Below are 25,165 nucleotides of genomic sequence, written 5' to 3' on the forward strand. Positions count from 1 at the left end.
ATTATAATACTCTTAAAGCTGATAATAAAATTTTTATAAATTTCAGGTTAAATAATTAATATAGTAAGGGGATCATATGAGCGGAAAGAAAAGGAAACGCAGAAGGAGAAGAACGGGGAGACTGGCGCTTGGAATCGGATGTATGCTTTTGTCGGCAGGTGCGTTTGCTGCGGTGATCTATTTTAGCAATGCAGGGCGTGATGAGGTGGAGCAGGAGGGGGCTTCGCAGCAGACAAAAGAAGATTCGGCTACACGGGAAGAAGAGACAAAGACACAGGAAAGTGAGATTGATCAGAAGCTGGAGGAGCTGACGCTGCAGGAGAAGATTGCGCAGATGTTTATGATCACACCGGATGCTCTGACAGGTGTTCAGGGAACATGGAATCCGGGAGAGGTGACGGAAACGGCCTATAAGGAGCGGCCGGTGGGCGGTCTGATCATGATGGAAAATAATCTGGTCTCTCAGGATCAGATCAAGACGTGGAATGATACGATTACAGGATTTTCCAAAGAGGTGGTCGGAGTGGAGCCGTTCCTTTCCGTGGATGAAGAGGGCGGAACAGTAGCACGGATTGCGGGAAATGCGGCTCTTGGCATTGAGAATGTAGGAAATATGTCAGAGATTGGTGCATCCGGGGACAGTCAGAAGGCGTATGATGCGGGCGAGACGATCGGAACGTATCTGAAAGAGCTTGGCTTTAATATGGATTTTGCTCCGATGGCGGATGTCTGGACAAACCAGGAAAATACGATTGCGCAGTACCGGGCATTCGGATCGGATCCTGAGACAGTGTCAGAGATGGTATCCGAGGCGATAAAGGGATTCCACAGCCAGGGGATTTATACAGTGGCCAAGCATTTCCCGGGACACGGAGGAACGAGCGGGGATTCCCATGAGGGAACTGTATACTTAAACAGCACGAAGGAAGAGCTGGAATCATGTGAATTTCTTCCATTTCAGGCTGCGATTGATGCGGACACGGAGTTTGTGATGGTTGGACATATTTCGCTTCCGAATATTCTGGAGGATGATACACCGGCTTCTCTGTCCGAAGAAGTAGTGACAGAGATGCTGCGTAATGATCTGGGATTTGACGGGATCGTAATTACAGACGCTATGAATATGGGAGCAATTACAAATAATTATACATCTGCTGAGGCAGCGGTACAGGCTGTTCAGGCGGGAGTTGACATGATTTTAATGCCGCAGGATTTTGAGGATGCATATCAGGGAATTTTGAGCGCGGTAAATTCCGGCACAATATCGGAAGACCGGATCGATGAATCCGTAAGACGGATTCTGGAAGTGAAAATGGGAGAATCAGGAGAGAGCGCGTCATGATTACAAGTACAGCAAATCAGAAAATCAAGCGGATACTGAAGCTGCAGAAAAAGGCAAAAGCAAGAAATGAGGAAGGAATCTTTATCGTAGAGGGGATCCGGATGATGAAGGAAGCGCCGGAAAGCCGGATCAAAGAGCTGTATATTTCAGAGACATTTCTGCAAAAATATCCGGATCTGCCGGAACATTTAAAAAAGAAAGCGGAGATGGTAAGTGATCCAGTGTTTGCCCACATGTCGGATACAAAAACGCCGCAGGGAATTCTCGGGGTGATTCGGAGAATGTCCTGGACGATGGACGAGCTTCTTCACGGAGAAGACGGAAGGGCACCTTTTCTGATGGTGCTGGATCATCTGCAGGACCCGGGAAATCTGGGAACGATTTTTCGGACGGCGGAGGGTGCCGGGGTGACAGGAGTGATCCTTGGTTCGAACTGCGCGGATCTTTATCAGCCCAAAGTCATCCGGTCCACGATGGGATCGATTTACCGGATGAGAGCAGTTTGTGTAGATGATATGAAAGAGACTGTTCGCCTTCTAAAACAACATGGAATTCACACGTATGCGGCACATCTGGATGACAGCCGTTTCTATGATGAGGAAGATTATACAAAACCGACGGCATTTCTTATTGGAAATGAGGGAAATGGTCTTCCGGAAGAGATATGTGCTGAGGCGGAGCATAAAATCAAGATTCCGATGCATGGTCAGGTAGAGTCTTTAAATGCGGCCATGGCAGCGGGAATTCTGATGTATGAGGTCTGCAGGCAGAGAAGAAAATAGGACAGACAGGGAAAGAAGACAGACGATCGGCGGGTGAGAGTTTTCGGTTTGATTATGAGGAGGAGCAGGATTTTGGGCCCTGCTTCTTGATGTTGAGCGTATTGACAATGTAAATACAAAAATGTAAAATAGAATACGGGAGGTGCAGAACAATGGCGAAGACATTTTTACAGGTACGGACAGATGAGAGAGACAAAGAGCAGGCCAGTGTGATTCTGGAAGAGCTCGGAACGAATCTGTCTTCTGTAGTGAATATGCTGTTGAAACAGATCATCATGACAAAAAGTATTCCGTTTGAAGTAAAAATGCCGCAGGCTTACACAGAACAGGAAAAGGCGGAAGAAGTCAAAGCCTCCATGGAGATGGAGAGGCTGACGTTGACAGAAGAAGACCTGAAACTGTTGAACAAGTACCGGAAAGCGGCAGATAAAGACAAATTCAGGGAGGAGATCCTGGCAGAATACGCGGAGGCATAAATGAGTGATACGATTTACTGTTATCCGGATTCGGACGTACTGATCAACAAGATGGACATCCGGGATCAGGCGAAACTGGAAGAGGCTGAGAGACGGCTAACAATGTTTCGCATGAGCGATTTGCTGGATGTTCCCGTGAAAGGTGATTTTGATTTGGATCACCTAAAGAGCATTCACAGATACCTGTTCCAGGATCTCTATTCCTGGGCAGGGGAGATCCGTACGGTTGATATTTCCAAATCGGCCGTCTTTTGCAAAGCACGTTTTATTGAGGGGCAGGCCGATGAACTGTTCGGAAAATTGAAAGAGGAGCATTACCTTGCAGGGCTTCCGAAAGAGCGGATTGTCAGACGTCTTGCCTATTATTTTTCCGAAATTAATGCGCTGCACCCGTTTCGGGAAGGTAATGGAAGGACACAGAGAGAGTTTATCCGGGAGCTTGCGCTGAAAAGAGGTTATGTAATCCGGTTTGCGCGGGTTTCCAGAGATGAGATGATGGAGGCGAGCAAGGAGTCTTTCCTGTGCAGATATGAAAAAATGGAGGCACTGTTCTGGAAGGCAGTGCAGTAAATGATAAAGGTAAAAAGGACTGCCCGGCAGAGAGAAAGATATTTCTGCCGGGCGGTCTTTTTGCAGTTATAGTTTTTTCGACAGATATAGTATGAGATCATCGTCGTTACAGCAGTCTGTATAAGGTTCACAGATATGATCTCCATACCAGACGCCGCTTCCGTCCGGAATGTATCCGCGTTTGATGTACATTCTCTGGGCGCTTCCATAGCCGCTGTGAAGCCCGACACCAAGATAGACTGTATCGGCAAATCCGGCAGCAATCTGTTCTGCGGTATCCATCAGAAGAGAGCCGATCCCATGGTTCCGGTATTTTTTCAGGACACCAAAATCAACCAGTTCCGGCAGCCCTTTTCCTGCAAAGGCGCCCCGGTCAGAATCCGGGTAGATGCTGATATAACCGGCTGTCTGCCCCTGGTATTCGGCAGCCAGTGCCACGGCTTTTCCCTCTGCCTGATCCTGAAGACGCATGTCATATTTTTCGCGGGTCACATGGTCGCCCTGGAACTGTTCTTCCTCTGCAAGAATCTGCGCATCATCCGGGACCAGCGTCCGAATCAGGATGATGCCGTCATCATAATAAATCATAATACTCCTCCCTGCGCATTTGATAATTTGATTTTATCATACTATTGTGAGTTTATCACCGAAAAATCTGAAAAATGTGTTATGATAATGATAAATAAAGAGGACGAACAAAAAGGAGGCGTATGATATGAAACTGAAAGACAAAGTTGCATTGATTACCGGAGGGAGCCGCGGAATCGGATTTGCTACAGCAAAACGTTTTCTCGAAGAAGGAGCAAAAGTGATTGTGGCTGCCAGCAGGCAGGAGACGGCGGATAAAGCAGTCGCTCAGCTGAAAGAGAGCGTTCCGGGAGCATCCGTGGAGGGAATCTGTCCGGATCTTTCCAGTCTGGAATCTGTGCGTGAAGCTGTAAAAGGCATACATGACACATATGGACGAATCGATATTCTTGTCAATAATGCAGGAGTTTCGGACAGCGTACCGTTTACAGAATATACGGAAGACTTGTTCGACAAGGTTATGAATCTGAACGTGAAGGGCGTGTTTAATGCATCCAGAGCAGTTGTGGATTATATGGTGGAGCAGGGAGAAGGAGTGATATTATCCACCTCATCGATGGTAAGTATCTCCGGACAGGCAGCAGGTGTGGCTTATCCGACTTCCAAATTTGCGGTAAATGGGATGACGATTTCACTGGCACGGGAACTTGGCCCGAGAGGAATCCGCGTCAATGCGGTGGCACCGGGAATTACGGAGACGGATATGATGAAAGCGGTACCGAAAGAAGTGATTGATCCGTTGATTGCGCAGATTCCGCTCCGCCGTCTCGGGCAGCCGGAAGATATCGCCAACGCATTTGTATTTCTGGCATCAGAGGAAGCATCCTATATTACAGGAGTGATTCTGAGTGTAGACGGCATGAGCAGGGCATAGAGATACTGTTCTTGAAAAAACGATTGTTTTAAATCAAAGGGGCTGTCGGGAAACGAAATTCCCGGCGGCTTTGTCTGTGGATTTGACAGAGGATACAGATGAAAAGAGGAATTGCAGATTGCGAAAAAAAGCTGGATTTTTTTGCCGACATGGATTATACTAAAAACAGTAATTATTATTTTTATCAGACATAACCGGAGGTTAGAGAATGAAAGCACTGAAACTAAGGGAGAATTTTTACTGGACAGGAATTGTAGATGCCGATCTGCGTGTATTTGACATTATCATGTACACAGAATTTGGAACAACATACAATTCTTACGTTCTGAAAACAGGGGACAAGACCATCCTCTTCGAAACTGCAAAAGAGAAATTTTTCGATGATTATCTGGAAAAACTTAAAGAAATTACCGATGTGGAGAGCATTGACTATCTTGTTGTAGAGCACACCGAGCCGGACCATGCAGGCAGTGTGGAGCGGCTTCTGGATCTGAACCCGGGTATGAAAATCATCGCTACAGGCTGTGCCCTTGGATTCCTGAAAGAGATCGTAAACAGAGACTTTACCGGAATTCCGGCAAGAGACAACATGACAATGAAGATCGGAGACCGTACGCTCCGTTTCCTCTTTGTACCGAACCTGCACTGGCCGGATACCATGTATACTTATATTGAAGAAGAACAGATTCTTGTTACCTGTGATTCCTTCGGATCCCATTACGGATTTGACGATGTCCTGCTGAGCAAGGTGACAGACTGGGAAGGCTATATGAGAGCCACAAAATATTATTATGATAATATTATCGGGCCGTTCAAGCCGTTCATGTTAAAAGCACTGGAAAGAGTGCGCGAGCTGGATATTTCCATGATCTGCACCGGACACGGACCGGTTATCGATGATAAGATTGACTTTATTCTGAATACCTACGAAGAGTGGAGCACAGTAGTCAATCCAAATCCGAAGAAAACGGTGATCATGCCATATGTCAGCGCCTACGGATACACCAAATCCCTGGCGGAAAAGATTGCAGAAGGAATCCGTGCAAGCGGGGATATCGATGTGCGGGCCTATGATATGGTAGAGGCTGATCAGGCAAAAGTACTTGAAGAGCTTGGATTTGCGGACGGTATTCTGTTCGGGTCTCCAACAATCGTCGGAGAAGCCCTGAAACCGATCTGGGATCTTACAACTTCCATCTTTGCGGGAACACACGGTGGAAAACTTGCCAGCGCATTCGGAAGCTATGGATGGAGCGGAGAGGCTGTGCCGCATCTGATCGAAAGATTGAAACAGCTGAATATGAAGGTGACAGAAGGATTCCGTGTACGGTTTAAACCAGACGAAAATCAGCTTCAGGATGCCTTTGATTACGGATTCAACTTTGGATGCCTTCTTCAGGAAAAAGAGAATCCAAAGAAGAAAAAAGGAGCAAGGACACTGGTAAAATGTCTTGTCTGCGGCGCTGTTTTTGATTCCTCCATTGACATCTGCCCGGTTTGCGGAGTAGGACCGGAAAACTTTGTGGAAGTGGAGGCGGAAGAGAACGAATTTTCCAATGATACAAAGAATTTCTATATCATTCTCGGAAACGGAGCAGCAGGCCACTATGCAGCAGAAGCGATCCGGAAGAGAGACCGTACCGGAACCATTACAATGATTTCCAATGAACCTTACCGGACATACAACCGTCCGATGCTGACCAAATCCATCATGGCAGGTCTGAATGAAGAACAGATCGCAGTGGAAGACGCATCCTGGTACGAAGAAAATCATATTTACCAGATTCTTGGACACGAAGTAGTCAAAATCGATCCGGAAGCAAAAGAAGTACATCTGGATGACGGAAGCAAATATCATTATACAAAACTGATTTATGCACTGGGATCCGAATGTTTCATTCCGCCGATCAAAGGAGCGGACAAAGACGGAGTCATTGCAATCCGGAGGCTTTCCGATACAAAGAAAGTAGCAGAGAAATTAAAAGAGACAAAACACGCAGTTGTCATCGGCGGAGGCGTTCTCGGCCTGGAGGCGGCATGGGAACTCAAAAAATCCAGATGCGAAGTGACAGTGCTGGAACTGGCACCGGTACTGATGGGACGCCAGCTTGATAAAACGGCAGGAGAAATGCTCAAGAAGATCAGCGAAGGACAGGGAATCCAGATCCACACCGGCGTACAGATCGAAGCCATCGAAGGCGGCGAAAAAGCAGAAGGCGTACGCCTCGCTGACGGCACCGTGATTCCGGCTGAACTCGTTATCGTATCCTGCGGCGTAAGAGCAAACACCGCACTTGCAAAAGAAGCAGGCATCGAGACAGACCGAGCAGTGATTGTCAACGAGAAGATGGAAACAAACATTCCGGATATCTACGCATGCGGAGACTGCGCACAGTACGAAGGCATCAATTACGCCATCTGGCCGCAGGCAGTAGAAGAAGGAAAAACAGCCGGAGCACAGGCGGCAGGAGACGACAACACCTACAGCACCGTACCGGCAGCATTAAGCTTCCACGGCATGAACACCGCCCTCTTCGCAGCAGGCGATAACGGACAAAATCCGGACCTCATCTACAAAACCGTAGAATACAAAGACGAAGGAAAAAAACAGTACCAGAAATACTACTTCCTCAACAACCGCCTCTGCGGCGTCATCCTCATCGGAGACACCAGCCGCATGGCAGAAATGACCGAAGCATTAAAACATCACAGACAGTATAAAGAAATAATTAAATAATGCTAATTTTGGGGACGTGTTCCGATGCACCGGAACACGTCCCCAAAAAAATAACCAAAAAAACATCAAATCAGCTTCTTTTTTTTGAATATAATGATGCATAGTATGATGATGAGAATGCAGAGTATGACGACGTTTCCATAGCCGTTGTCGAGCCCCGGCATGTTTTTGAAGTTCATTCCAAACCATCCGGTGATGAGGGTGAGCGGGAAGAAGATGGTGGAAATTACGGTCAGGAACTGCATGTTGTTGTTCTGCCGGGCATCGATCTGGGACTGGTAGGCTTCTTTAATCTGCTGTGCGTAATCCAACAGATGGTTTGTTTTACTCAGCAGCCGGTCGGCCCGGTCTCCGATCGTGCCAAAATACTTGAGATGCTTCTTGATAAAAAAGCCATTTTCATTCTCTTCAAGTGCGCGTCCAAGATCCATGATTTCATCATAATAGCTGCGGAATGTGAGCAGTTCGCGCCGCAGGGGAATCAGTTCGTGCTGAAAGTTTTTTACTTTTTCCTGTATGACATCCTCTTCCATTTGAAACAGTCGTTTTTCATAATTGCTCAGAATTTCCGGATCCAGACTGATAAACTCAGAAATATAATTATAGAGGAACCGTTCTTTTGTCTCCCCCTGATGTGCTTTCTTCTGCTGTATTCGATATATCAGCCGGTCGGAGAATCCATCATCATCTACGATTACGATATTATGACGATTGACAAAGAGGTAAATGCGGTATCTGCTTCCGAGGACATCTGCCAGTTTGGGAATGCAGAAAGTGCTTACGAGACATTCCTGCTGGGTTTCCAGTTTGCAGAACCGGATTTTGGATAAGGAAATTTCATTTTCATATATGATATTTGCCTGCTCCAGAATATCCGGAGCATGTTTGGAGTCTGTTACAAATATTGCAGGCTCCCGCGCTGTTTCCCATTCGGCAAATGGAATGGGGAGGAGTTGTTCTCCGTATTGATAAATCATAAGATCACCTGTATTTCTTGTTTTGTTGTTTGATTATAAAAGTAACCTGTAAATAAAGTGCAAATATTATGTTAGATCTGTGTAAATCATTCCGAATCCTGATCCGGCTGCGGGCGATGGCTCCGGTCTGCCATGGCCTTGATGGAGGAGGCGTATTCGGAAGGCGTCATTCCGGTTACCTTTTTAAACTGCCTGGAAAAATAGTGGATGGAGGTGTAACCGAGTTTTTCTGATATCTGTGTAAAATTCATCTGTTCGGTGCGGATCAGCTCCTTTGCAGCTTCGATCTTCATATTGGAAAAGTATTCGATGATGCCAAGACCGGATTTTTTGCTGAATATTTTCTGGAGCTGAGATCTCCCGATCAGATTGTCTTTGCAGATTGTTTCGATTGTGACCCGACCGGAAAGGTGCTGGCCGAGGTAGGCAACGACCCGGTTAAAGACCTCTGTATCGATATTTTCTTTCATGGTCTTGTCCGGCTTGTCCGGCTTTTCGTCTGCCGGGGTGGAAAGATCGGAATATTTCCGGTAGAAATAGATCATCAGTTCCTCCAGATAAAGCTGAATCAGCTGGGCGGAAGCAGGAGGCTGAGAAGACTTTGGACGGAGCACTGTCTGATATGGATCGTCAAGCCGGCCCTCCAGAAAATTGCCGGCTTCTGTAATGATCCGGGCAAGCAGACTTCTGGCAAAGTCGTCGGTTCGCAAAATTTTTTTCCTGAAAAAGTTCATCATCGGGCTTTTGGAGGAAAAGGAGATGACGATCAGATTTGGCGCAATACTTCCATTTGCCTTTACCCAGTGAAATTCGTTTGGTTCGTGAAAAGCAATATCCCCTTTTTTCAGTGTGTGGATCTGATCACCGGCGCCGATGGTGACTTCCCCTTTGTCCACGCAGACAAATTCCCAGAAATTGTGAGCTTCTCCGGGAAAGGAAAATGTACTCATATATTCAAAATAATGAAGGGAAAACAACTGGTCAATAAGCAGTTCTTTACGAAAAGAAATTCCTTTATATGTCATCGCATACATCGCCTTTCTGTTTATCATACTGTATCGGTTTCTTCCTGACTCCATCATAGCCTATTTCAGTATAAAATGTCAAAGTAAAAATGCAGATTGTACAAATGAAATCAAATATCAGACAAAGATTTTTCCTCGGTTTTATCATACAATGATGTCAGAAACAAAAAGCGTGAAGAGGAACGGAAAAGTTCTGAAAAAAATAAGGAGGTTTCGGATATGAAAAAACCAGTTTTAGTAATTATGGCAGCAGGAATGGGAAGCAGATACGGCGGATTAAAGCAGATCGACCCTGTTGATAAAGAAGGACACATTATCATGGATTTCTCTATCTTTGATGCGAAGCGTGCAGGATTTGAGAAAGTCGTATTTATTATTAAAAAAGAGAACGAAGCTGATTTTAAAGAGGCAGTAGGAAAGAGAATGGAAGAGATCATGGATGTTGCGTATGTATTCCAGGATCTGAATAACATTCCGGAGGGCTTCGAGGTGCCGGAAGGACGCGTGAAACCTTGGGGTACTGCGCATGCTGTTTTAAGCGCCATCGATGAAGTGGACGGACCGTTCGCGGTTATCAATGCGGACGACTACTACGGACGCCATGCGTTTGAAGTGATTTACAACTATCTGACAACACACGAAGATGACGACAAATACCGCTACACGATGGTTGGTTACCGCCTGAAAAATACAGTTACAGACAATGGCCATGTTGCAAGAGGAATCTGCGAACTGGATGAAAACAAACAGCTTGTTGCAATTAATGAAAGAACACGCATCGAGAAGAGAGACGGAGGCATCGCCTACTCTGAAGATGATGGGGAAACATGGGTATCTGTAGATCCGGACACACTTGTATCCATGAATATGTGGGGATTCACAAGAAGTATTCTGGACGAGATCAAGGCAGGATTCCCGGCATTCCTTGAGAGTGGCCTGAAAGAAAACCCGATGAAGTGCGAATACTTCCTCCCGGCTGTTGTAAGCAAACTGCTTGGAGAAGAACGTGCAACAGTAACTGTTCTGGAATCGGAAGACAAATGGTACGGTGTAACTTATAAGGAAGACAAACCGGTTGTTGTAGCTGCCATTCAGGCACTTAAAGACGCAGGAGTATATCCGCAGAAATTATGGGAGGACAAATAGAGATGGCGCGTGTAAATAAAGTACAGATCGATGAAGCGATTGCAAATTTTCAATACGAAGGAATGCTGATTGATGAAAGACCGTACGGAAACGGACATATCAATGATACATTTCTTCTGACATTTGAGATTGCAGAGATGGGAAAGATCAAAGTGATTCTTCAGAGAATGAATAAAGAAGTATTCACAGACCCGGTAGCTCTGATGGAAAATATTATCGGAGTAACATCCTATCTGAGAAAGAAGATCATTGAAAACGGCGGAGATCCGGACAGAGAGACACTTAATGTTATTCCGGCCGTAGACGGTAAGCCGTACTTTGTTGACTATAAAGGAGAATACTGGCGTTCCTACAAATTTATCACAGATGCTTCCAGCTACGATCAGGTAGAAAAACCGGAAGACTTTTACCAGAGTGCATATGCATTCGGAAACTTCCAGAGACTTCTGGCGGATTATCCGGCAGACAGCCTGCATGAGACAATCAAAGGCTTCCATGATACAAAAGCAAGATTTGAAACATTTAAAAGGGCGGTAGAGGCGGATGTCTGCGGACGCGCAAAATATGTACAGGATGAAATCAATTTTGTTCTGGAACATGAGGACGTGGCAAATGTATTCGGAGAACTTCTGGAAAAGGGAGAAATTCCGCTTCGTGTTACACATAATGATACAAAGTTAAATAACGTTATGATTGACAACCTGACCGGAAAGGGCATCTGCGTCATCGACCTTGATACAGTAATGCCGGGTCTTGCGATGCATGACTTTGGTGATTCCATTCGTTTTGGTGCAAGTACAGCGGCAGAGGATGAACAGGATTTAAGCAAAGTATCCTGTGATATGAATCTGTTCGACGTATATGTAAACGGATATCTGGAAGGATGCGGCGGCAAGCTCACTCCAAGAGAAGTTGAGCTGCTTCCGATGGGTGCCAAAGTGATGACATTCGAGTGCGGTATGCGGTTCCTGACAGACTATCTCGAAGGCGATCATTATTTCAAGATCCACAGAGAAAACCACAATCTGGACAGATGCAGAACACAGTTTACACTGGTCAAGGATATGGAAGCAAAGTGGGATACAATGAACGAAATCGTGAAAAAGTATCAAAAATAGTGAAAAGTGTGATATAATCAACCTGATAATGTAAGAAATGAATCAATTTATCAAGGAGGAAAAGGCATGTCTATTTTAGTAACAGGAGGGGCGGGCTTTATTGGAAGCCATACCTGTGTGGAGCTCTTAAATGCAGGATATGAAGTAGTTGTTGTGGACAATTTATATAACTCTTCTAAAGAAGCTCTGAAAAGAGTGGAGGAGATCACAGGAAAAACTGTGAAATTCTATGAAGCAGACATCCGCGACAAAGAGGCAATGAATGAAATTTTCGATAAAGAAGCAGATATCGAATCTGTTATTCATTTTGCAGGACTCAAAGCAGTAGGAGAATCTGTTGTAAAACCGATCGAATACTATGATAATAATATTGCCGGTACACTTGTGCTGTGTGATGTTATGAGAAATCACGGCGTGAAGAATATTATTTTCAGCTCTTCTGCAACGGTTTACGGAGATCCGGCATTTATTCCTATCACAGAAGAATGCCCGAAAGGAACATGTACCAACCCATACGGCTGGACAAAATGGATGTTAGAGCAGATCCTGACGGATTTACATACAGCAGATCCGGAATGGAACGTGGTACTGCTCCGCTACTTCAATCCGATCGGTGCGCATAAGAGCGGAAAAATCGGCGAGGATCCGAAAGGAATCCCGAACAACCTGATCCCGTACATTACTCAGGTTGCCATCGGCAAATTAGAGAAACTCGGCGTATTCGGAAATGATTACGATACTCATGACGGCACAGGAGTGCGCGATTACATCCACGTTGTAGACCTTGCTATTGGACATGTACGCGCTGTAGAAAAGCTGAAAGAAAAAGCGGGCGTATCCGTATACAACCTGGGAACAGGAAATGGATATTCCGTACTTGACATGGTAAAAGCATTCAGCAAGGCATGCGGAAAAGAAATCCCATACGAGATTAAACCGCGCCGTGCAGGAGACATTGCAACCTGTTACTGTGACGCTACAAAGGCGAAGAATGAACTGCACTGGGTAGCAGAACGCGGATTGGAAGAAATGTGCGAAGACTCCTGGAGATGGCAGAGCCAGAATCCGGATGGATATGGAGATAAATAATATAAAAATGGAAAAAACAGCAGGGAGAAACTTAAATGTTTCTCCCTGTATCTTCTCTTCGAAGTGACCGGCTGATGCCTTTGACGGAGGATGAATACTCCAACGGGGACATTCCGGTTGCTTTTTTAAATTGTTTGGAAAAATACTGCAGCGAGCTGTAGGAAAGAAAATATGCAATCTCTGTAAAATTCATCGTACCATCACGAATAATATCCTTGGCACGTTCGATTTTCATATTGTTAAAATATTCAATAACGCCGCAGCCTTTTTCTTTGTGGAACAGTGCCTGTAAAGCAGAACGGCTCAAAGAATGTGCCTCACATATATCTGTGATTGTAAGCTGTTCGCAGATATGGAATTCCATATATTCAATGATTTTCTCCATGCGTTCACTCTTATTCATTGCACGTTCCGGAGAAAACGTTGGTGCGGGACTCTGGGTGGATGTGTTCTGGGCACCGTGATTTCTCGCAACGGTGATCAGGAAAAGCTCCAGATAAAGAAGAATCAGCTGTTCAGAGCCGAACGGTGTATTGGGGCGCAGTTTAACCTGTTCGATGGATGGAAGGTTCATCGGAGTGGCAAGTGTTTCGCGTGCAATGCTGATCAATTTGGATATGAGGGTACGTTCTTCCATTGTCAAAGTACAACGCTTCTGCCTGAATATCTGCATAGCAGAAGAGTGGGTAACGAATGATACGGCAACAAGATTCGGAGATGTATTGCCGACAGATTCGATTGCATGAAATTCGTTTGGCTCGTGGAAGATGATATCACCCGCATGAAGAAGATACTGTTCCTCACCGGCCTGGATCCGGACACTTCCCTTGTCTACATAGGCAAATTCCCAGAAATCATGAGCTTCGCCATGAAAAATAAAATCCCGTATGTATTCAAAATAATGTATGGTAATAATGGAATTAATGACAATTTCTCTTTTTAAATGTGTTTTTACATAGGTCATGAAGCTGCCTCCTTTTCGTTATTGTAGCAGAATATGGATAATAAGACAAGAAAATCAGATAATAAGGCAAGCGGGTTTATGCAAAACCATGTATAATTGGAAATACAATAGGGTGAAACTGAACAAAATGGACAAAAAGGAAGGAAATTGGTATGATTGAGATCACTAAAGCAGGTACAACTCTTATATTCGATGAGAATAAGCTGACCTTTGAGATGCGAAGAGATCAGGAAGCATGGAGATGGGCCGGTAATTATGTACCGAAGATGATTTGTGAAGAAGGAGAATTTCTGTTTCAGGATGCCAGCAGAATTTCACATGAAAAAGCCGAGAATGGAACGGGAAGCGGAATCCTCAGTGTTTATGAGGGATTTTGTGTAAACGGTACAGAAACTCCTTACACCTTTGAAACATTTGTGTGGATTGAAGAGGCAACAGGGGATGTGTTTTTTGAGTGGATTCCTGTAAAAGAAGAGGGGCTTCAGGTGCAGAAAGTGCTCTGGCCGGGTGAAATGGAATTTGAAGAAGCGAAAGAAGACTGGTATACACTTCTGAATCAGGAACAGGGCATGTTGATCCCGAATACATGGCCGCAGGAGTTAAAACCGGTGATTTTTGACGGATTTTTCGGAACTGCAGGAGGATATATGCCGTGGTTTGGCCAGGTACGAGGATGTGCAGGATATATTGCGATCTGTGTAACGCCGTGGAATGCAGGATATCAGGCAGAGCATCCGGCAAACGGACCATATTCTCATGTCAGCGTGAGATTTGAGCCAAGTCTTGGAAAAATGGATTACAGAAGAATTATGAAATATACTCTGTTATCTGACTGCGATTATAATGATCTTTGTAAAGTATACAGAAATTATGTCAATGAACAGGGAAGACTCAGAACACTGGAAGAAAAAGCAGCAAGAAATCCTTCTGTAAATGACCTGATCGGATGTGCATTTGTACATAAGGGAATCAAGACAGAAGTGCAGCCGAATTCTGATTTCTTTGACCCGGAAAATCCGGAGAAAAACAACCATCTGACTACATTTGAAACAAGAGAAAAAGAAATCCGTCATCTTCATGATCTCGGCGTAGAAAAGCTGTATCTGCATCTGGACGGATGGGCACAGCCGGGATACGATAATCAGCATCCGGATTACCTTCCGGCATGTAAAGAGGCCGGCGGATGGGAAGGCATGAAATCTCTGGCAGATACCATGCATGAATGCGGATATATGTTTGGAATCCATGATCAGTACAGAGATTACTATCTGGCAGCTCCAAGCTTTGATGAAAATTATGCTTGCCGTCTCACAGATGGAAGCATTCCAAAACATCAGAGATGGGCGGGCGGACCACAGTCCTATCTGTGCGCGACACAGGCTCCTTACTATGTAAAGAGAAACTTCCAGGAAATTGAGAAAAACGGAATCCGTCTGGATGGTGCTTATCTGGACGTATTTACATGTAATGAGGGAGACGAGTGCGATAATCCTATGCACAGAATGACAAGAAGAGACTGTTATGAATTCCGTGCAAAATGCTTTGAATACCTTCTTTCAAAAGGAATTCTTCCAAGTTCTGAAGAGGTAAGCGACTGGGCAGTACCAAGTCTGGTATTCTGCCATTACGCGCCGTATGATTTCATGCTGCGCCAGCCGGGAGAACCAAAGCAGGGAATTCCGGTACCGCTTTATAACCTTGTTTATCATGACTGCGTGATCGAACCGTGGATGATGGATAAAGTAAGTGAGGAAGAAGACTACATGCTGTATGCGCTTCTGAACGGCGGAGCACCTTACCTGATCCGTGACGCCGCTTATCCGAATTTTGACGGTGCATTTGAAGCAGGTGTGGAATTAAAGCTGGAAGAAGATATCAAACGCTGCAAAGTGGTTTCGGACCTTCATGAAAAAGTTGCAAAATGCGAGATGGTACGTCATGAGATGGTAGACAGCAATCCGATGATTCAGCGGACTACGTTCTCAGACGGAACGCAGGTAACGGTTGACTTTGAAAAACAGACATATGAGATTGCTTAAAAAGTAAATATAAATGAAAATGGCGGAATTTATGTGACAGCATTGAAATCATATAGATTCCGCCGTGTTTTTAAAGCGGCACTTTATTGTGCTAATATACAAAAATCAAACTGAAAAAATAGGACAAGGTGTACAGACAAAACAAATGATAAGAATGTGTATTATGCAATTAGACTAAAAGCAGGATGATTTGACAATATAACAGGACGATAGGAAAAGCATTTATGCATAAAAAACTATATAATTAAGTCAATCGATAGTTGAAAATTACAATATAAAGGAAGAAAGTGAGGGGTAATGTTGGGCGGTAAGATTACAATTGCTTTGGCAGGTCTGGGAAGCCGTGGGAAAGATACTTACGCACAGGCGGTAAAAAAGTTTCCGGAGAAAATGGAAATTGTAGCAATCGCAGACATTGATCCTGATAAGGTAAAGGAAGTGGCGGAAGAGTTCCATATTCCTCAGGAAAGATGCTTCGTAAGTGCGGAAGATCTGATTGCACAGGACAAGCTTGCTGATGTGATGTTCATCACAACGCAGGATCAGCAGCATGTAAGGCAGGCTATACCGGCGTTGAGAAAAGGATATCATCTGCTTCTTGAAAAGCCGATATCACCGGATCTGGATGAGTGCAGAGAATTGGTTAAAGTCGCGAAAGAATGCGACAGACAGGTTATTGTATGTCATGTGCTCCGATATACACCTATCTACTCTAAAGTAAAGGAAGTTATTGATTCGGGAGTAGCGGGTGATATTGTTTCAGTTATGTCTATTGAAAATGTTGGATACTGGCATCAGGCACATAGTTTTGTCAGAGGAAACTGGAGAAATTCCAATACGACCAGCCCTATGATTTTGCAGAAGTGCTGTCACGATATGGATTTACTGCTGTGGCTGACAGGAAAGACATGCGAGTCGGTATCTTCTTTTGGGGATACATACTTATTCAAAGAAGATTGCGCTCCGGAAGGTGCTGCTCACCGCTGTATGGATGGATGTAAAGTAAAGGACAGTTGTCCATATGATGCAGAGAAGATTTATCTGAAACATCCGGAAATTGGCGTTGAAAATGGTCATACAGAGTGGCCGGTGAATGTACTGACGCTGCATCCTACAGTAGAGAGTGTAACAGAGGCGATCAAGACGGGACCTTATGGTCGGTGCGTGTATTACTGTGACAATAATGTGGTTGACCATCAGGTCGTGAACTTAAAGATGACAGATGGTTCAACGATCAGCCATACGATGTGCGGCTTTACAGGAACTGGAAGCCGTTATGCAAAGTTTATGGGAACAAAAGGCGAGATTATCGCCGATATGACAGCTAATACAATTCAGATTACACCGTTTGGTCAAGAAACGCAGACAATCGATGTAAACAAAATTGCTACGGATTTCTCCGGACACGGCGGCGGAGATGTCAGAATGGTAGAAGAGTTTATTGATATGCTGCTCGAAGGGAAGGGCCCTTCCGGAAGAACTACAACTGTAGAGCAGTCTGTAGAAAGTCACTACTGTGCGCTTGCTGCAGAACAATCCAGATTACACGGTGGTGCTGTAGTGGATCTGGATACATTAAGAAATTAATGTTTGATATGTAAATGGGACACCATTTCATATATGCGAGAAACTGGCGAAAGCTAAAAAAGAAAAGGAGAGTGTTATTATGAAAAAGAACCTCAAAAAAATTACGGCTGTTGGTTTGACAGCTATTCTCGGCGCCGGCCTCCTTGCTGGTTGCGGCGGTGATGGTAAAAGTGCTGACGGAAAAACAGAAATCGTATTTGGTATCTGGGATGAGAATCAGAGACCGGCGATGGAGCAGATGGCTGAAGCTTATGAAAAAGAGCATGACGATGTAACTATTGAAATTCAGTTGACACCATACAAAGATTACTTCACAAAGCTGGAAACATCTGCAACAGGTGGAAAAGCTCCAGACGTATTCTGGGTAAACGTACTTCACCTTGACTCTTATGTAGAAGGTGGTATCCTTGCAGATCTGACAGATGCAATTGCTGATTCTGATATCAATGACAGCTATTCTGAGACTCTGGTTAACAACTATGTGCGTGATGGTAAAAATTATGGTGTACCGAAGGACTTCGATACAAACGCATTATGGTACAACAAAGAAATGTTTGATCAGGCAGGTGTTGCATACCCGACAGACGATATGACATATGAAGATCTTGTAGCTCTGGCAACAGAACTGAAAGACAAACTTCCGGATGGTGTATATCCGTTTGCCTGCCCGGTAGACTTCCAGACATGGTACTATCAGACAGTATTTGCTAACGATGGATGGATCTTAAATGATGACGCTACAGAGACAGGATACACAGACGAGAAGACAATGGCTGGTATCCAGTGCTGGATTGATATGATCAATGCCGGATTATCTCCGAGTTCTTCCGCACTTTCTGAAACAGGATCAGATGCAATGTTTGAAGGTGAACAGATTGCCATGACATTTGCAGGTTCTTACATGGTTCCGGAATATGCTGCAAACGAAACAATTAAAGACAAAATTGATTGTGTAGAAATTCCTACATTCAACGGAAAAGAAGACAATGTTATTAATGGTCTTGCTTACTGCGTATACGAAGGATCCAAGAACAAAGATGCTGCTACAGAATTTGCAATCTGGCTTGGAAGTGCAGAAGCACAGCAGATCCAGGGCGAAACAGGTGTAGTTATCTCCGCGAGAACAGATGCTCAGCACTGCTTCGGAGAAGCAAATGACAAATATAACCTTGCAGCTTATACAAACCATGCAGACGAAGCATATCCACTTCCGGTTTGCAACAAAGCAGCTGAGCTGTACGATCTGGAAGCACAGTACCTCAAACAGGCTTATGACGGAACTATGACTCTGGAAGAAGCTTGTACACAGTTAAAAGAAGAGGCGGATGCATTACTCGCAGAATAAGTGTAGGTGATAAGTAAATGTCTGAAAATAAAGCAGTAGCGAAAGGCTCTAAAAAGGGCCTTTCCTGGAAGAAAAAGGACTGGATTGCGGGCTATATTTTTATCGCACCGGTTACACTCGGTCTTCTTGTATTTTATATCTGGCCCTTTATTCAGAATGTATGGTTCAGTTTTAACGATGTAAACAAGTTTAATATGACGACTTTCTGTGGCCTTGAAAACTATAAACAGTTGATCGGGGACAAAGAAGTGTGGGCAGCACTTGGAACAACGTTGAAATACGTAGTGTTTACAGTGCCGATTGGGCTGTTCCTTTCTATTCTGGTTGCAGCACTTTTGAACTCTAAGATTAAAGGAAAATCCATCTATCGTACATTGTACTTCCTTCCGTCTGTAACAATGGCAGCAGCTGTTGCTATGGTATGGAAATGGATCTACAATGAGCAGATGGGTGTTCTGAACAGTGCGATCCGTGCGCTTGGCGGAGAGGGACATGGATGGTTGACAGATCCAAGTACAGCACTATTCTGCATTATGCTGGTTGGACTTTGGATGAAAGTTGGATACGATATGATTATCCTTCTGGCCGGTATGCAGGGAATCTCCAACAGCTACTATGAAGCGGCAGCGCTTGACGGGGCCGGACCGATTCAGCAGTTCTTTAAGATTACGATTCCGATGCTGACACCAACGATTTTCTTTACCATGATTACAGGAATTATCAGTGGATTCCAGGTATTCGACGTTATCTTCATGATGATCGGTAAGACGAATCCGGCATACGAAAGTACGAAGACAGTTGTTATGTTATTCTACCGTACCGCATTTGACTATGGATATAAGGGATATGCGGCGGCAATCTCCATTTTGATTTTCGTAATTATTATGTTAGTTACGGTTGTTCAGATGTGGGGACAGAAGAAATGGGTTAATTACGATTAAGGAGGAAAAGATCAATGAGAGGAAAAGCAAAAATAAATCATCTGATTGTCCATCTGATCCTTCTGGCCGGAACAATAATTGTTGTATTCCCGTTTCTCTGGATGATTTTGACATCCTTCAAAACAAATGGCGAAGCGATGCAGATTCCGCCAACAATTTTACCGACAGAATGGGTAACAGATTCTTATCAGGAAATATTGACAGCTATTCCGTTTGCTACGGTATATATGAACACCATTATTTCGGCTGTAGTTACAACAGCAGTTCAGGTTGCATTTTGTGCGATGGCAGCATATGCTTTTGCAAGAATTGAATTCCCGTTCAAGAACATTATTTTCGTTCTTCTTCTTTCAGTACTTATGGTTCCGGGACAGATCTTCCTGATTCCTCAGTATTTGATTGTGCAGAAATTGGGATTGCTTGATACATTGCCGGCATTGATGCTTCCTAACCTGTTCAGTGCATTTGGTACATTCCTTCTGAGACAGTTCTTCATGTCTCTTCCGAAAGAACTTGAAGAAGCTGCAGTTCTGGATGGATGCAGCCGTTATCAGATTTTTGGAAAAATCATGCTTCCGCTTGTAAAACCAGGCATTGTAGCGCTGGTAATCTTTACAGCAAAGTTTGCATGGAATGACTTTATGTGGCCAATGATCGTTAATACTTCTACAGATAAAATGATTCTTGGACCGGCTCTTGCAACTCTGCAGGGTCAGTACACCACCCAGTATCCAATGCAGATGGCCGGAGCAGTATTAGCTGTAGTTCCACTTGTCATTCTGTTCTTCATCTTCCAGAAGCAGTTCATTGAAGGTGTTGCACAGTCTGGTATTAAAGGCTAAAAATTACATAAGTATTTTTGGGGCGCAGAAAAATCTGCGCCCTTGCTTTTTACCGCGGATTCTGCTATGCTGAGAGAGTAATCTAATCACAAATCTATGTTCAAATCTGATTTATTTTCAATTCAAAGGAGGCTTCTGCCTATGCGTAAAAAGCAAAGAAAAACCATATCTAAAACTCACAGAAAAACCATATCTCAAAACAGCAGTGTTAATCGAAAGTACAAAGACACACTTTTCCGAATGATCTTCCGGGACAGGAAAAATCTTTTATCTCTCTACAATGCATTGAACAACTCTTCTTACACAAACCCCGATGAAATGGAAATTACAACACTGGAAGATGTTATTTATGTAGGAATGAAAAACGACGTATCTTTTCTTTTTTCTAGCATTATGAATCTGTACGAACACCAAAGCACAGTGAATCCGAATATGCCCGTACGTGGACTTTTCTATCTGGCGAGAATTTATCAAAACTATATAAAGAAAATGGACCTTAATATTTACAGCTCCGGGCAGATTCCTTTACCGGTTCCGGTATATGTGGTATTCTATAATGGAGGAAAGGCGGAAGACGAATACCAGGAATTGAAGCTTTCGGATGCGTTCATGAAATCGGAATTCACAGGGCAGGCAGCTTTGGAGTGCAATGTAATGGTGATTAATATTAACCTGGGACATAACGAAGAATTGTTGGAAAACTGCAAAATTTTGTGGGAGTACGCATACTTTGTAAACGAGGTCCGGGAGAACCAGAAGCATGGATTTTCCATAGAAGAAGCGGTTCGGAAAGCTCAGAAGAACTGTATTGAACAGGATATACTGAAAGAATTCCTGAAGAAAAACAGTGCGGAGGTGAAGGACGTGATTCTGGAAGAGTTCAATCAGGAGCAGTATGAGGAAGGACTCCGAAAAGAAGGACAGATGGAGGGCAGAAAAGAAACATTGATTAATCTTTACCGGAAACATCTTCTGACGCTGGAGCAGGCGGCAGAGGAATATGGAACGACAGTGGAAGAGTTTCAGAAACTCCTGTGATTGCTCCGGCGGGCAGCCGGATATCCTTTCCGGCCGTTATAAAGAAGATTTGAAAACCGGCCTTCTGGTGTTATAATAGTATTGTTGGGAAACATCAATTTTGAGTCAGGAGGTACATATCATGAAAGTATTGATGATCAATGGAAGTCCGAAGAAAAACGGGAATACATCGATTGCCTTGCAGGAAATGGAAAAAATTTTTGCAGAAGAGGGAATTGAGACAGAAATTCTGCATGTCGGAAACAAGCCGGTCAGAGGCTGCATAGCCTGCGGACAGTGTTTCGAGAAAGGCAGATGTGTCTTTGATGATATTGTAAATCAGGCGGCAGAGAAGTTTGAGGAATGTGACGGACTTGTTGTAGGATCACCGGTCTATTATGCGTCAGCAAATGCAACACTGGTAGCATTTCTGACAAGACTTTTCTACAGTACACATTTTGATAAAACAATGAAAGTCGGTGCTGCGGTGGCAGTAGCCAGAAGAGGTGGACTTTCCTCTACTTTTGATGAGTTGAATAAATTTTTTACTATTTCAGGCATGCCGGTAGCATCCGGACAGTACTGGAACAGCATTCACGGAAGAGAGCCGGGAGAGGCCGCAGAGGATGCGGAAGGATTGCAGAGTATGCGCACACTTGCCAGAAATATGGCATTTCTGATGAAGAGTATTAAGCTCGGAAAAGAAACATATGGACTGCCGGAAAAGGAAGATCCGATCAGAACAAATTTCGTCCGTTAGACCATATTGTAATCGTTGACATTACATCGAAATGCGGATAAAATAGTATGCATGAAGGAGGAATTTACGATGCAGATTTCAAGTAGATTTACTCTGGCAGTACACATTTTTGCCTGTATCGATGTGTTTGGAAAAGATCATAAGGTCACAAGCAGTTTAATTGCGGAGAGTACCAATGTAAATCCGGTGATTATCCGGAAGATTCTTCTGCAGCTGAAGGCGGCGGGGCTTGTAAATGTGGCACGGGGTTCAGGAGGAACAACGGTTGCCAAACCATTAAGTGAAATCACATTTCTCGATATTTACCGTGCAGTGGAGTGTATTGAAAATGGAGAACTGTTCCACTTTCATGAGAATCCAAATGCCGACTGCCCTGTCGGGAGAAATATTCACAGGATACTGGATGATAAGCTGGAACGTGTACAGGCCGCAATGGAAGGAGAACTTGCATCCATCACTTTGGAGGATGTCAGACGGGATACGGAGAACTATATCTCCACAGGAGCCGTTGCAGACTAGATGAAAGAACATCTATGGAGCAATGGCTCCATTTTTACACCAATCTGTTTTTAAAGAGCAAATGAAAAGGAGAAAGAACGTGGAAGCGAAAGAAATCATCAAAAAAGACATGGAAGCCCTGTACCTTGGTAATCTGAATACAGTAGAGTTTAATCTGAATCTTCCCAAAAAGGGAAAGTATGGGTCAGAAATTATCTGGAAATCAGGACACGAGCGCTTCCTGGATTCTGAAGGAAATGTAAAAAGACCTCCGTACGGGACGGGAGACCGGACGATCTCACTATGGGCAACATTTTGTGCCGGCGGTGTTACAGAGGAGAAAGAGTATAAAGTCTGTATCCTGGAAGAGAAGCCTCAAATAGTGGTTGAAAGTGTAGAAGAACCGGAGCTGGAGGCACAGGCGGGGGTACAAGTTTATCTTCCGTATGTGGCTGTGATTTATACCAGAGACGGGAAGACACTGGTACACCGGATAAACTGGAAAGAGGGTGCGCAAAGAGTATATGAACGGGTCGGAAACTTTCGGGAGGAAGGCATGCTGGACGGCCTGGACTTTCCGGTTTTCTGCAAAGTGACAGTCAAAAAAGAGATTCAGAAAGCGGAAAAGAACACAGAACCGCTGATTGGCTATTTTGACCATGGAGAAGCAGTCCTGGAGGAGGGAAGCAGATTTTATACAGCACAGGAGGAGATGCAGGAATTTCTGCTTCAGATGGATGATGACAGAATGCTTTATAATTTCAGGGAGGCCAGCGGGCTGGATGTGAAAGGAGCAGAGCCGATGACCGGATGGGACGCGCCGGAATGTCATCTCAAAGGGCATACAAGCGGTCATTATCTGTCAGCGCTTGCGCTTTGCTATAAGGCAGGCGGAAACAAAACGATTAAAGAAAAAGCATGTTATATGATTGAGGAACTTGGCAAATGTCAGGATGCTTTTGAAAAAATACCGGGAATCCGGAAAGGATTTTTAAGCGGGTACCCGGAAGATCAGTTTGATAAGCTGGAGGAATACACCCCGTATCCTGAGATATGGGCTCCTTATTATACACTTCACAAGATTTTTGCAGGTCTTCTGGACTGTTATGAGTTTGTCGGAATTGACCAGGCACTTGAAATTGCCGTAAAACTTGGTGAGTGGGTATATCGCCGTCTTTCGGGGCTTCCGAGGGAAAAGCGGATGAAGATGTGGGGAATGTACATTGCGGGTGAATATGGTGGAATGAATGACGTCATGGCCAGACTGTACCGGATTACCGGAAAGAAAGAATTCCTGGAGACCGCCGGATATTTTGATAACGAAAAGCTGTTTCTGCCAATGGAAAAAGGGATTGATGCGCTGGAAAACCTGCATGCGAATCAGCATATTCCTCAGGTGATAGGGGCAATGGAAATATTCCGTGCCTCCGGAGAAAAGCGGTATTATGACATTGCTTCCTATTTCTGGAAAGCGGTAACAGAGTCGCACTTATATACGATCGGAGGAACCGGAGAAAATGAGATGTTTCACGGTCCGGGGTGCATCGGGAATCTCCTGACAAAGCATACAGCGGAAAGCTGTGCATCCTATAATATGCTGAAGCTCACAAAAGAGCTGTACCGGTATGAGAATAAAAAGGAAATGATGGATTATTATGAGAGGACAATGACCAATCACATTCTTGGAGGCAGAGAACATGGTGCAACGGGAGAAACGGTATACTTTATGCCGCTGGCTCCGGGATTCCATAAAGAATTTGAGCATGAGAATTCCTGCTGCCATGGAACGGGAATGGAGAGTCATTTCAAATATGCCGATATGATTTACGCATATCAGGGAGAGAAACTGTTTGTCAATCTGTTTGTAAAATCCAGGCTGGAATGGAAAGAGGCCGGAATCACCATCCGTCAGAAAACAGAGATGGAAGCTCCGGAATCGGTTATTCTGGAAGTGGAAAGCAAGAGAGAATTCCCGATGTATATCCGGATTCCAAAATGGAGCCGGGAAGGAAGAAAAATCTGGATGGATAGTGTGGAACAGAATGGATGGACCGAAGCGGATGGATATATCCAGATGGATGTGCCGGAAGGCAGGCATGAAATCCGCTGCCTGTTCCCGTGCGGATTTTATCTGGAAAAGACCCCGGACCGTCCGGAACTTCATACCCTGCTGTACGGACCATATGTCCTGGTGGCCTTGAGCGGTGACCAGAATTTTCTGGAACTGGATCTTGACGGTCAAAAGGCAGCTGATGAAGTACGCAAAACAGGGCTGGAATTTCAGTATCGGGATCTGACCTGGAAACCGCTGTTTGATATTGAGGAAGAAGCATTTCAGGTGTACTGGAAGAAGAAGTAACAAGGCAGCAATGTATGCAGTGAAAATTCCGGAGATGAACTTCGGGATTTTCCTGTTTATAGAAGAAATTGTTCAAAGAATTTACAACT

At 44.4% G+C, this 25,165-nt stretch carries 22 protein-coding genes; 18 read left to right on the plus strand and 4 right to left on the minus strand.

What is annotated here, in order from left to right:
* Positions 1-76: 76 nt before the first annotated feature.
* From B5E64_RS00845 to B5E64_RS00860, 4 genes are all read left to right on the plus strand, one after another.
* Complete coding sequence (locus tag B5E64_RS00845; RefSeq protein ID WP_087166637.1) at positions 77-1,342, plus strand: glycoside hydrolase family 3 N-terminal domain-containing protein; 1,266 nt, start codon at positions 77-79, stop codon at positions 1,340-1,342.
* Entirely contained in the window at positions 1,339-2,124 is a 786-nt protein-coding gene (locus tag B5E64_RS00850; protein WP_087166638.1) for an RNA methyltransferase, read from the plus strand. The genes B5E64_RS00845 and B5E64_RS00850 overlap by 4 nt, the downstream gene beginning before the upstream one ends.
* 152 nt (positions 2,125-2,276) lie before the next feature.
* Complete coding sequence (locus B5E64_RS00855; protein WP_087166639.1) at positions 2,277-2,600, plus strand: type II toxin-antitoxin system RelB/DinJ family antitoxin; 324 nt, start codon at positions 2,277-2,279, stop codon at positions 2,598-2,600.
* Entirely contained in the window at positions 2,601-3,170 is a 570-nt protein-coding gene (locus B5E64_RS00860) for a Fic family protein (RefSeq protein WP_087166640.1), read from the plus strand.
* A 66-nt stretch (positions 3,171-3,236) separates the two neighbouring features.
* Here B5E64_RS00860 and B5E64_RS00865 read toward each other — a convergent pair whose 3' ends face one another.
* Entirely contained in the window at positions 3,237-3,758 is a 522-nt protein-coding gene (locus B5E64_RS00865) for a GNAT family N-acetyltransferase (protein WP_087166641.1), read from the minus strand.
* Between the two features lie 127 nt (positions 3,759-3,885).
* Between B5E64_RS00865 and B5E64_RS00870 the strand changes: the two genes are divergently transcribed.
* Both B5E64_RS00870 and B5E64_RS00875 read left to right on the plus strand, forming a co-directional pair.
* Positions 3,886-4,632, plus strand: coding sequence for a 3-oxoacyl-ACP reductase family protein (locus B5E64_RS00870; protein ID WP_087166642.1), 747 nt, complete (start codon positions 3,886-3,888; stop codon positions 4,630-4,632).
* A 208-nt stretch (positions 4,633-4,840) separates the two neighbouring features.
* Positions 4,841-7,369 carry an FAD-dependent oxidoreductase gene (locus tag B5E64_RS00875; RefSeq protein ID WP_087166643.1) on the plus strand — a complete coding sequence of 843 codons (2,529 nt, stop codon included), beginning with the start codon at positions 4,841-4,843 and terminating at the stop codon, positions 7,367-7,369.
* A gap of 65 nt (positions 7,370-7,434) precedes the next feature.
* On the opposite strand, the gene B5E64_RS00880 is transcribed toward B5E64_RS00875, so the two are convergent.
* Positions 7,435-8,346: a CorA family divalent cation transporter gene (locus tag B5E64_RS00880; protein WP_087166644.1), complete on the minus strand. Its 912-nt coding sequence runs from the start codon at positions 8,344-8,346 to the stop codon at positions 7,435-7,437.
* Between the two features lie 86 nt (positions 8,347-8,432).
* Positions 8,433-9,398: a helix-turn-helix domain-containing protein gene (locus tag B5E64_RS00885; protein WP_242960050.1), complete on the minus strand. Its 966-nt coding sequence runs from the start codon at positions 9,396-9,398 to the stop codon at positions 8,433-8,435.
* 192 nt (positions 9,399-9,590) lie between these two features.
* On the opposite strand from B5E64_RS00885, the gene B5E64_RS00890 reads away from it, so the two are divergent.
* From B5E64_RS00890 to galE, 3 genes are all read left to right on the plus strand, one after another.
* Positions 9,591-10,517, plus strand: coding sequence for a sugar phosphate nucleotidyltransferase (locus B5E64_RS00890; protein WP_087166645.1), 927 nt, complete (start codon positions 9,591-9,593; stop codon positions 10,515-10,517).
* Between the two features lie 2 nt (positions 10,518-10,519).
* Positions 10,520-11,635, plus strand: coding sequence for an aminoglycoside phosphotransferase family protein (locus B5E64_RS00895; protein WP_087166646.1), 1,116 nt, complete (start codon positions 10,520-10,522; stop codon positions 11,633-11,635).
* 66 nt (positions 11,636-11,701) lie between these two features.
* The gene (gene galE / locus B5E64_RS00900) at positions 11,702-12,724 is read left to right on the plus strand and encodes a UDP-glucose 4-epimerase GalE (RefSeq protein ID WP_087166647.1); all 1,023 of its coding nucleotides are present in this window, start codon (positions 11,702-11,704) and stop codon (positions 12,722-12,724) included.
* Positions 12,725-12,755: 31 nt separating this feature from the next.
* On the opposite strand, the gene B5E64_RS00905 is transcribed toward galE, so the two are convergent.
* On the minus strand, positions 12,756-13,688 hold the full coding sequence (locus B5E64_RS00905) for an AraC family transcriptional regulator (RefSeq protein ID WP_087166648.1): 933 nt from the start codon (positions 13,686-13,688) through the stop codon (positions 12,756-12,758).
* Between the two features lie 152 nt (positions 13,689-13,840).
* Here B5E64_RS00905 and B5E64_RS00910 point away from each other — a divergent pair, with 152 nt between their 5' ends.
* The 9 genes from B5E64_RS00910 to B5E64_RS00950 all read left to right on the plus strand — a co-directional run bounded on the left by B5E64_RS00910 (position 13,841) and on the right by B5E64_RS00950 (position 25,076).
* On the plus strand, positions 13,841-15,727 hold the full coding sequence (locus B5E64_RS00910) for a DUF5696 domain-containing protein (protein WP_087166649.1): 1,887 nt from the start codon (positions 13,841-13,843) through the stop codon (positions 15,725-15,727).
* A gap of 297 nt (positions 15,728-16,024) precedes the next feature.
* Positions 16,025-17,314 (plus strand): Gfo/Idh/MocA family oxidoreductase, encoded by a 1,290-nt coding sequence (locus tag B5E64_RS00915; protein WP_330677539.1) that lies wholly within the window; start codon positions 16,025-16,027, stop codon positions 17,312-17,314.
* A gap of 79 nt (positions 17,315-17,393) precedes the next feature.
* Positions 17,394-18,659, plus strand: coding sequence for a sugar ABC transporter substrate-binding protein (locus tag B5E64_RS00920; RefSeq protein WP_087166650.1), 1,266 nt, complete (start codon positions 17,394-17,396; stop codon positions 18,657-18,659).
* A gap of 17 nt (positions 18,660-18,676) precedes the next feature.
* Positions 18,677-19,600, plus strand: coding sequence for a sugar ABC transporter permease (locus tag B5E64_RS00925; protein WP_087166651.1), 924 nt, complete (start codon positions 18,677-18,679; stop codon positions 19,598-19,600).
* A 14-nt stretch (positions 19,601-19,614) separates the two neighbouring features.
* On the plus strand, positions 19,615-20,442 hold the full coding sequence (locus tag B5E64_RS00930) for a carbohydrate ABC transporter permease (protein ID WP_087166652.1): 828 nt from the start codon (positions 19,615-19,617) through the stop codon (positions 20,440-20,442).
* Between the two features lie 393 nt (positions 20,443-20,835).
* A complete protein-coding gene (locus B5E64_RS00935) occupies positions 20,836-21,480 on the plus strand; it encodes an Rpn family recombination-promoting nuclease/putative transposase (protein WP_242960051.1) in 645 nt (214 codons plus the stop codon).
* A 121-nt stretch (positions 21,481-21,601) separates the two neighbouring features.
* Entirely contained in the window at positions 21,602-22,219 is a 618-nt protein-coding gene (locus B5E64_RS00940; RefSeq protein WP_087166653.1) for a flavodoxin family protein, read from the plus strand.
* 69 nt (positions 22,220-22,288) lie between these two features.
* On the plus strand, positions 22,289-22,738 hold the full coding sequence (locus tag B5E64_RS00945) for an Rrf2 family transcriptional regulator (RefSeq protein WP_087166654.1): 450 nt from the start codon (positions 22,289-22,291) through the stop codon (positions 22,736-22,738).
* A 79-nt stretch (positions 22,739-22,817) separates the two neighbouring features.
* Positions 22,818-25,076 (plus strand): beta-L-arabinofuranosidase domain-containing protein, encoded by a 2,259-nt coding sequence (locus B5E64_RS00950; RefSeq protein ID WP_162610111.1) that lies wholly within the window; start codon positions 22,818-22,820, stop codon positions 25,074-25,076.
* The last annotated feature ends 89 nt before the right edge of the window (positions 25,077-25,165 follow it).

It is taken from the genome of Drancourtella sp. An12 (assembly GCF_002160935.1).
Taxonomy (GTDB): Bacteria; Bacillota; Clostridia; order Lachnospirales; family Lachnospiraceae; genus Sellimonas; species Sellimonas catena.

Coding starts and splice junctions, on each gene's coding strand:
- B5E64_RS00935 (WP_242960051.1), top strand. CDS start 20,836: ATGAATCTGTACGAACACCAAAGCACAGTGAATCCGAATATGCCCGTA.
- B5E64_RS00920 (WP_087166650.1), top strand. CDS start 17,394: ATGAAAAAGAACCTCAAAAAAATTACGGCTGTTGGTTTGACAGCTATT.
- B5E64_RS00855 (WP_087166639.1), top strand. CDS start 2,277: ATGGCGAAGACATTTTTACAGGTACGGACAGATGAGAGAGACAAAGAG.
- galE (WP_087166647.1), top strand. CDS start 11,702: ATGTCTATTTTAGTAACAGGAGGGGCGGGCTTTATTGGAAGCCATACC.
- B5E64_RS00925 (WP_087166651.1), top strand. CDS start 18,677: ATGTCTGAAAATAAAGCAGTAGCGAAAGGCTCTAAAAAGGGCCTTTCC.
- B5E64_RS00905 (WP_087166648.1), bottom strand. CDS start 13,688: ATGACCTATGTAAAAACACATTTAAAAAGAGAAATTGTCATTAATTCC.
- B5E64_RS00945 (WP_087166654.1), top strand. CDS start 22,289: ATGCAGATTTCAAGTAGATTTACTCTGGCAGTACACATTTTTGCCTGT.
- B5E64_RS00885 (WP_242960050.1), bottom strand. CDS start 9,398: ATGATAAACAGAAAGGCGATGTATGCGATGACATATAAAGGAATTTCT.
- B5E64_RS00890 (WP_087166645.1), top strand. CDS start 9,591: ATGAAAAAACCAGTTTTAGTAATTATGGCAGCAGGAATGGGAAGCAGA.
- B5E64_RS00865 (WP_087166641.1), bottom strand. CDS start 3,758: ATGATTTATTATGATGACGGCATCATCCTGATTCGGACGCTGGTCCCG.
- B5E64_RS00940 (WP_087166653.1), top strand. CDS start 21,602: ATGAAAGTATTGATGATCAATGGAAGTCCGAAGAAAAACGGGAATACA.
- B5E64_RS00845 (WP_087166637.1), top strand. CDS start 77: ATGAGCGGAAAGAAAAGGAAACGCAGAAGGAGAAGAACGGGGAGACTG.
- B5E64_RS00860 (WP_087166640.1), top strand. CDS start 2,601: ATGAGTGATACGATTTACTGTTATCCGGATTCGGACGTACTGATCAAC.
- B5E64_RS00930 (WP_087166652.1), top strand. CDS start 19,615: ATGAGAGGAAAAGCAAAAATAAATCATCTGATTGTCCATCTGATCCTT.
- B5E64_RS00850 (WP_087166638.1), top strand. CDS start 1,339: ATGATTACAAGTACAGCAAATCAGAAAATCAAGCGGATACTGAAGCTG.
- B5E64_RS00875 (WP_087166643.1), top strand. CDS start 4,841: ATGAAAGCACTGAAACTAAGGGAGAATTTTTACTGGACAGGAATTGTA.
- B5E64_RS00910 (WP_087166649.1), top strand. CDS start 13,841: ATGATTGAGATCACTAAAGCAGGTACAACTCTTATATTCGATGAGAAT.
- B5E64_RS00870 (WP_087166642.1), top strand. CDS start 3,886: ATGAAACTGAAAGACAAAGTTGCATTGATTACCGGAGGGAGCCGCGGA.
- B5E64_RS00880 (WP_087166644.1), bottom strand. CDS start 8,346: ATGATTTATCAATACGGAGAACAACTCCTCCCCATTCCATTTGCCGAA.
- B5E64_RS00895 (WP_087166646.1), top strand. CDS start 10,520: ATGGCGCGTGTAAATAAAGTACAGATCGATGAAGCGATTGCAAATTTT.
- B5E64_RS00915 (WP_330677539.1), top strand. CDS start 16,025: ATGTTGGGCGGTAAGATTACAATTGCTTTGGCAGGTCTGGGAAGCCGT.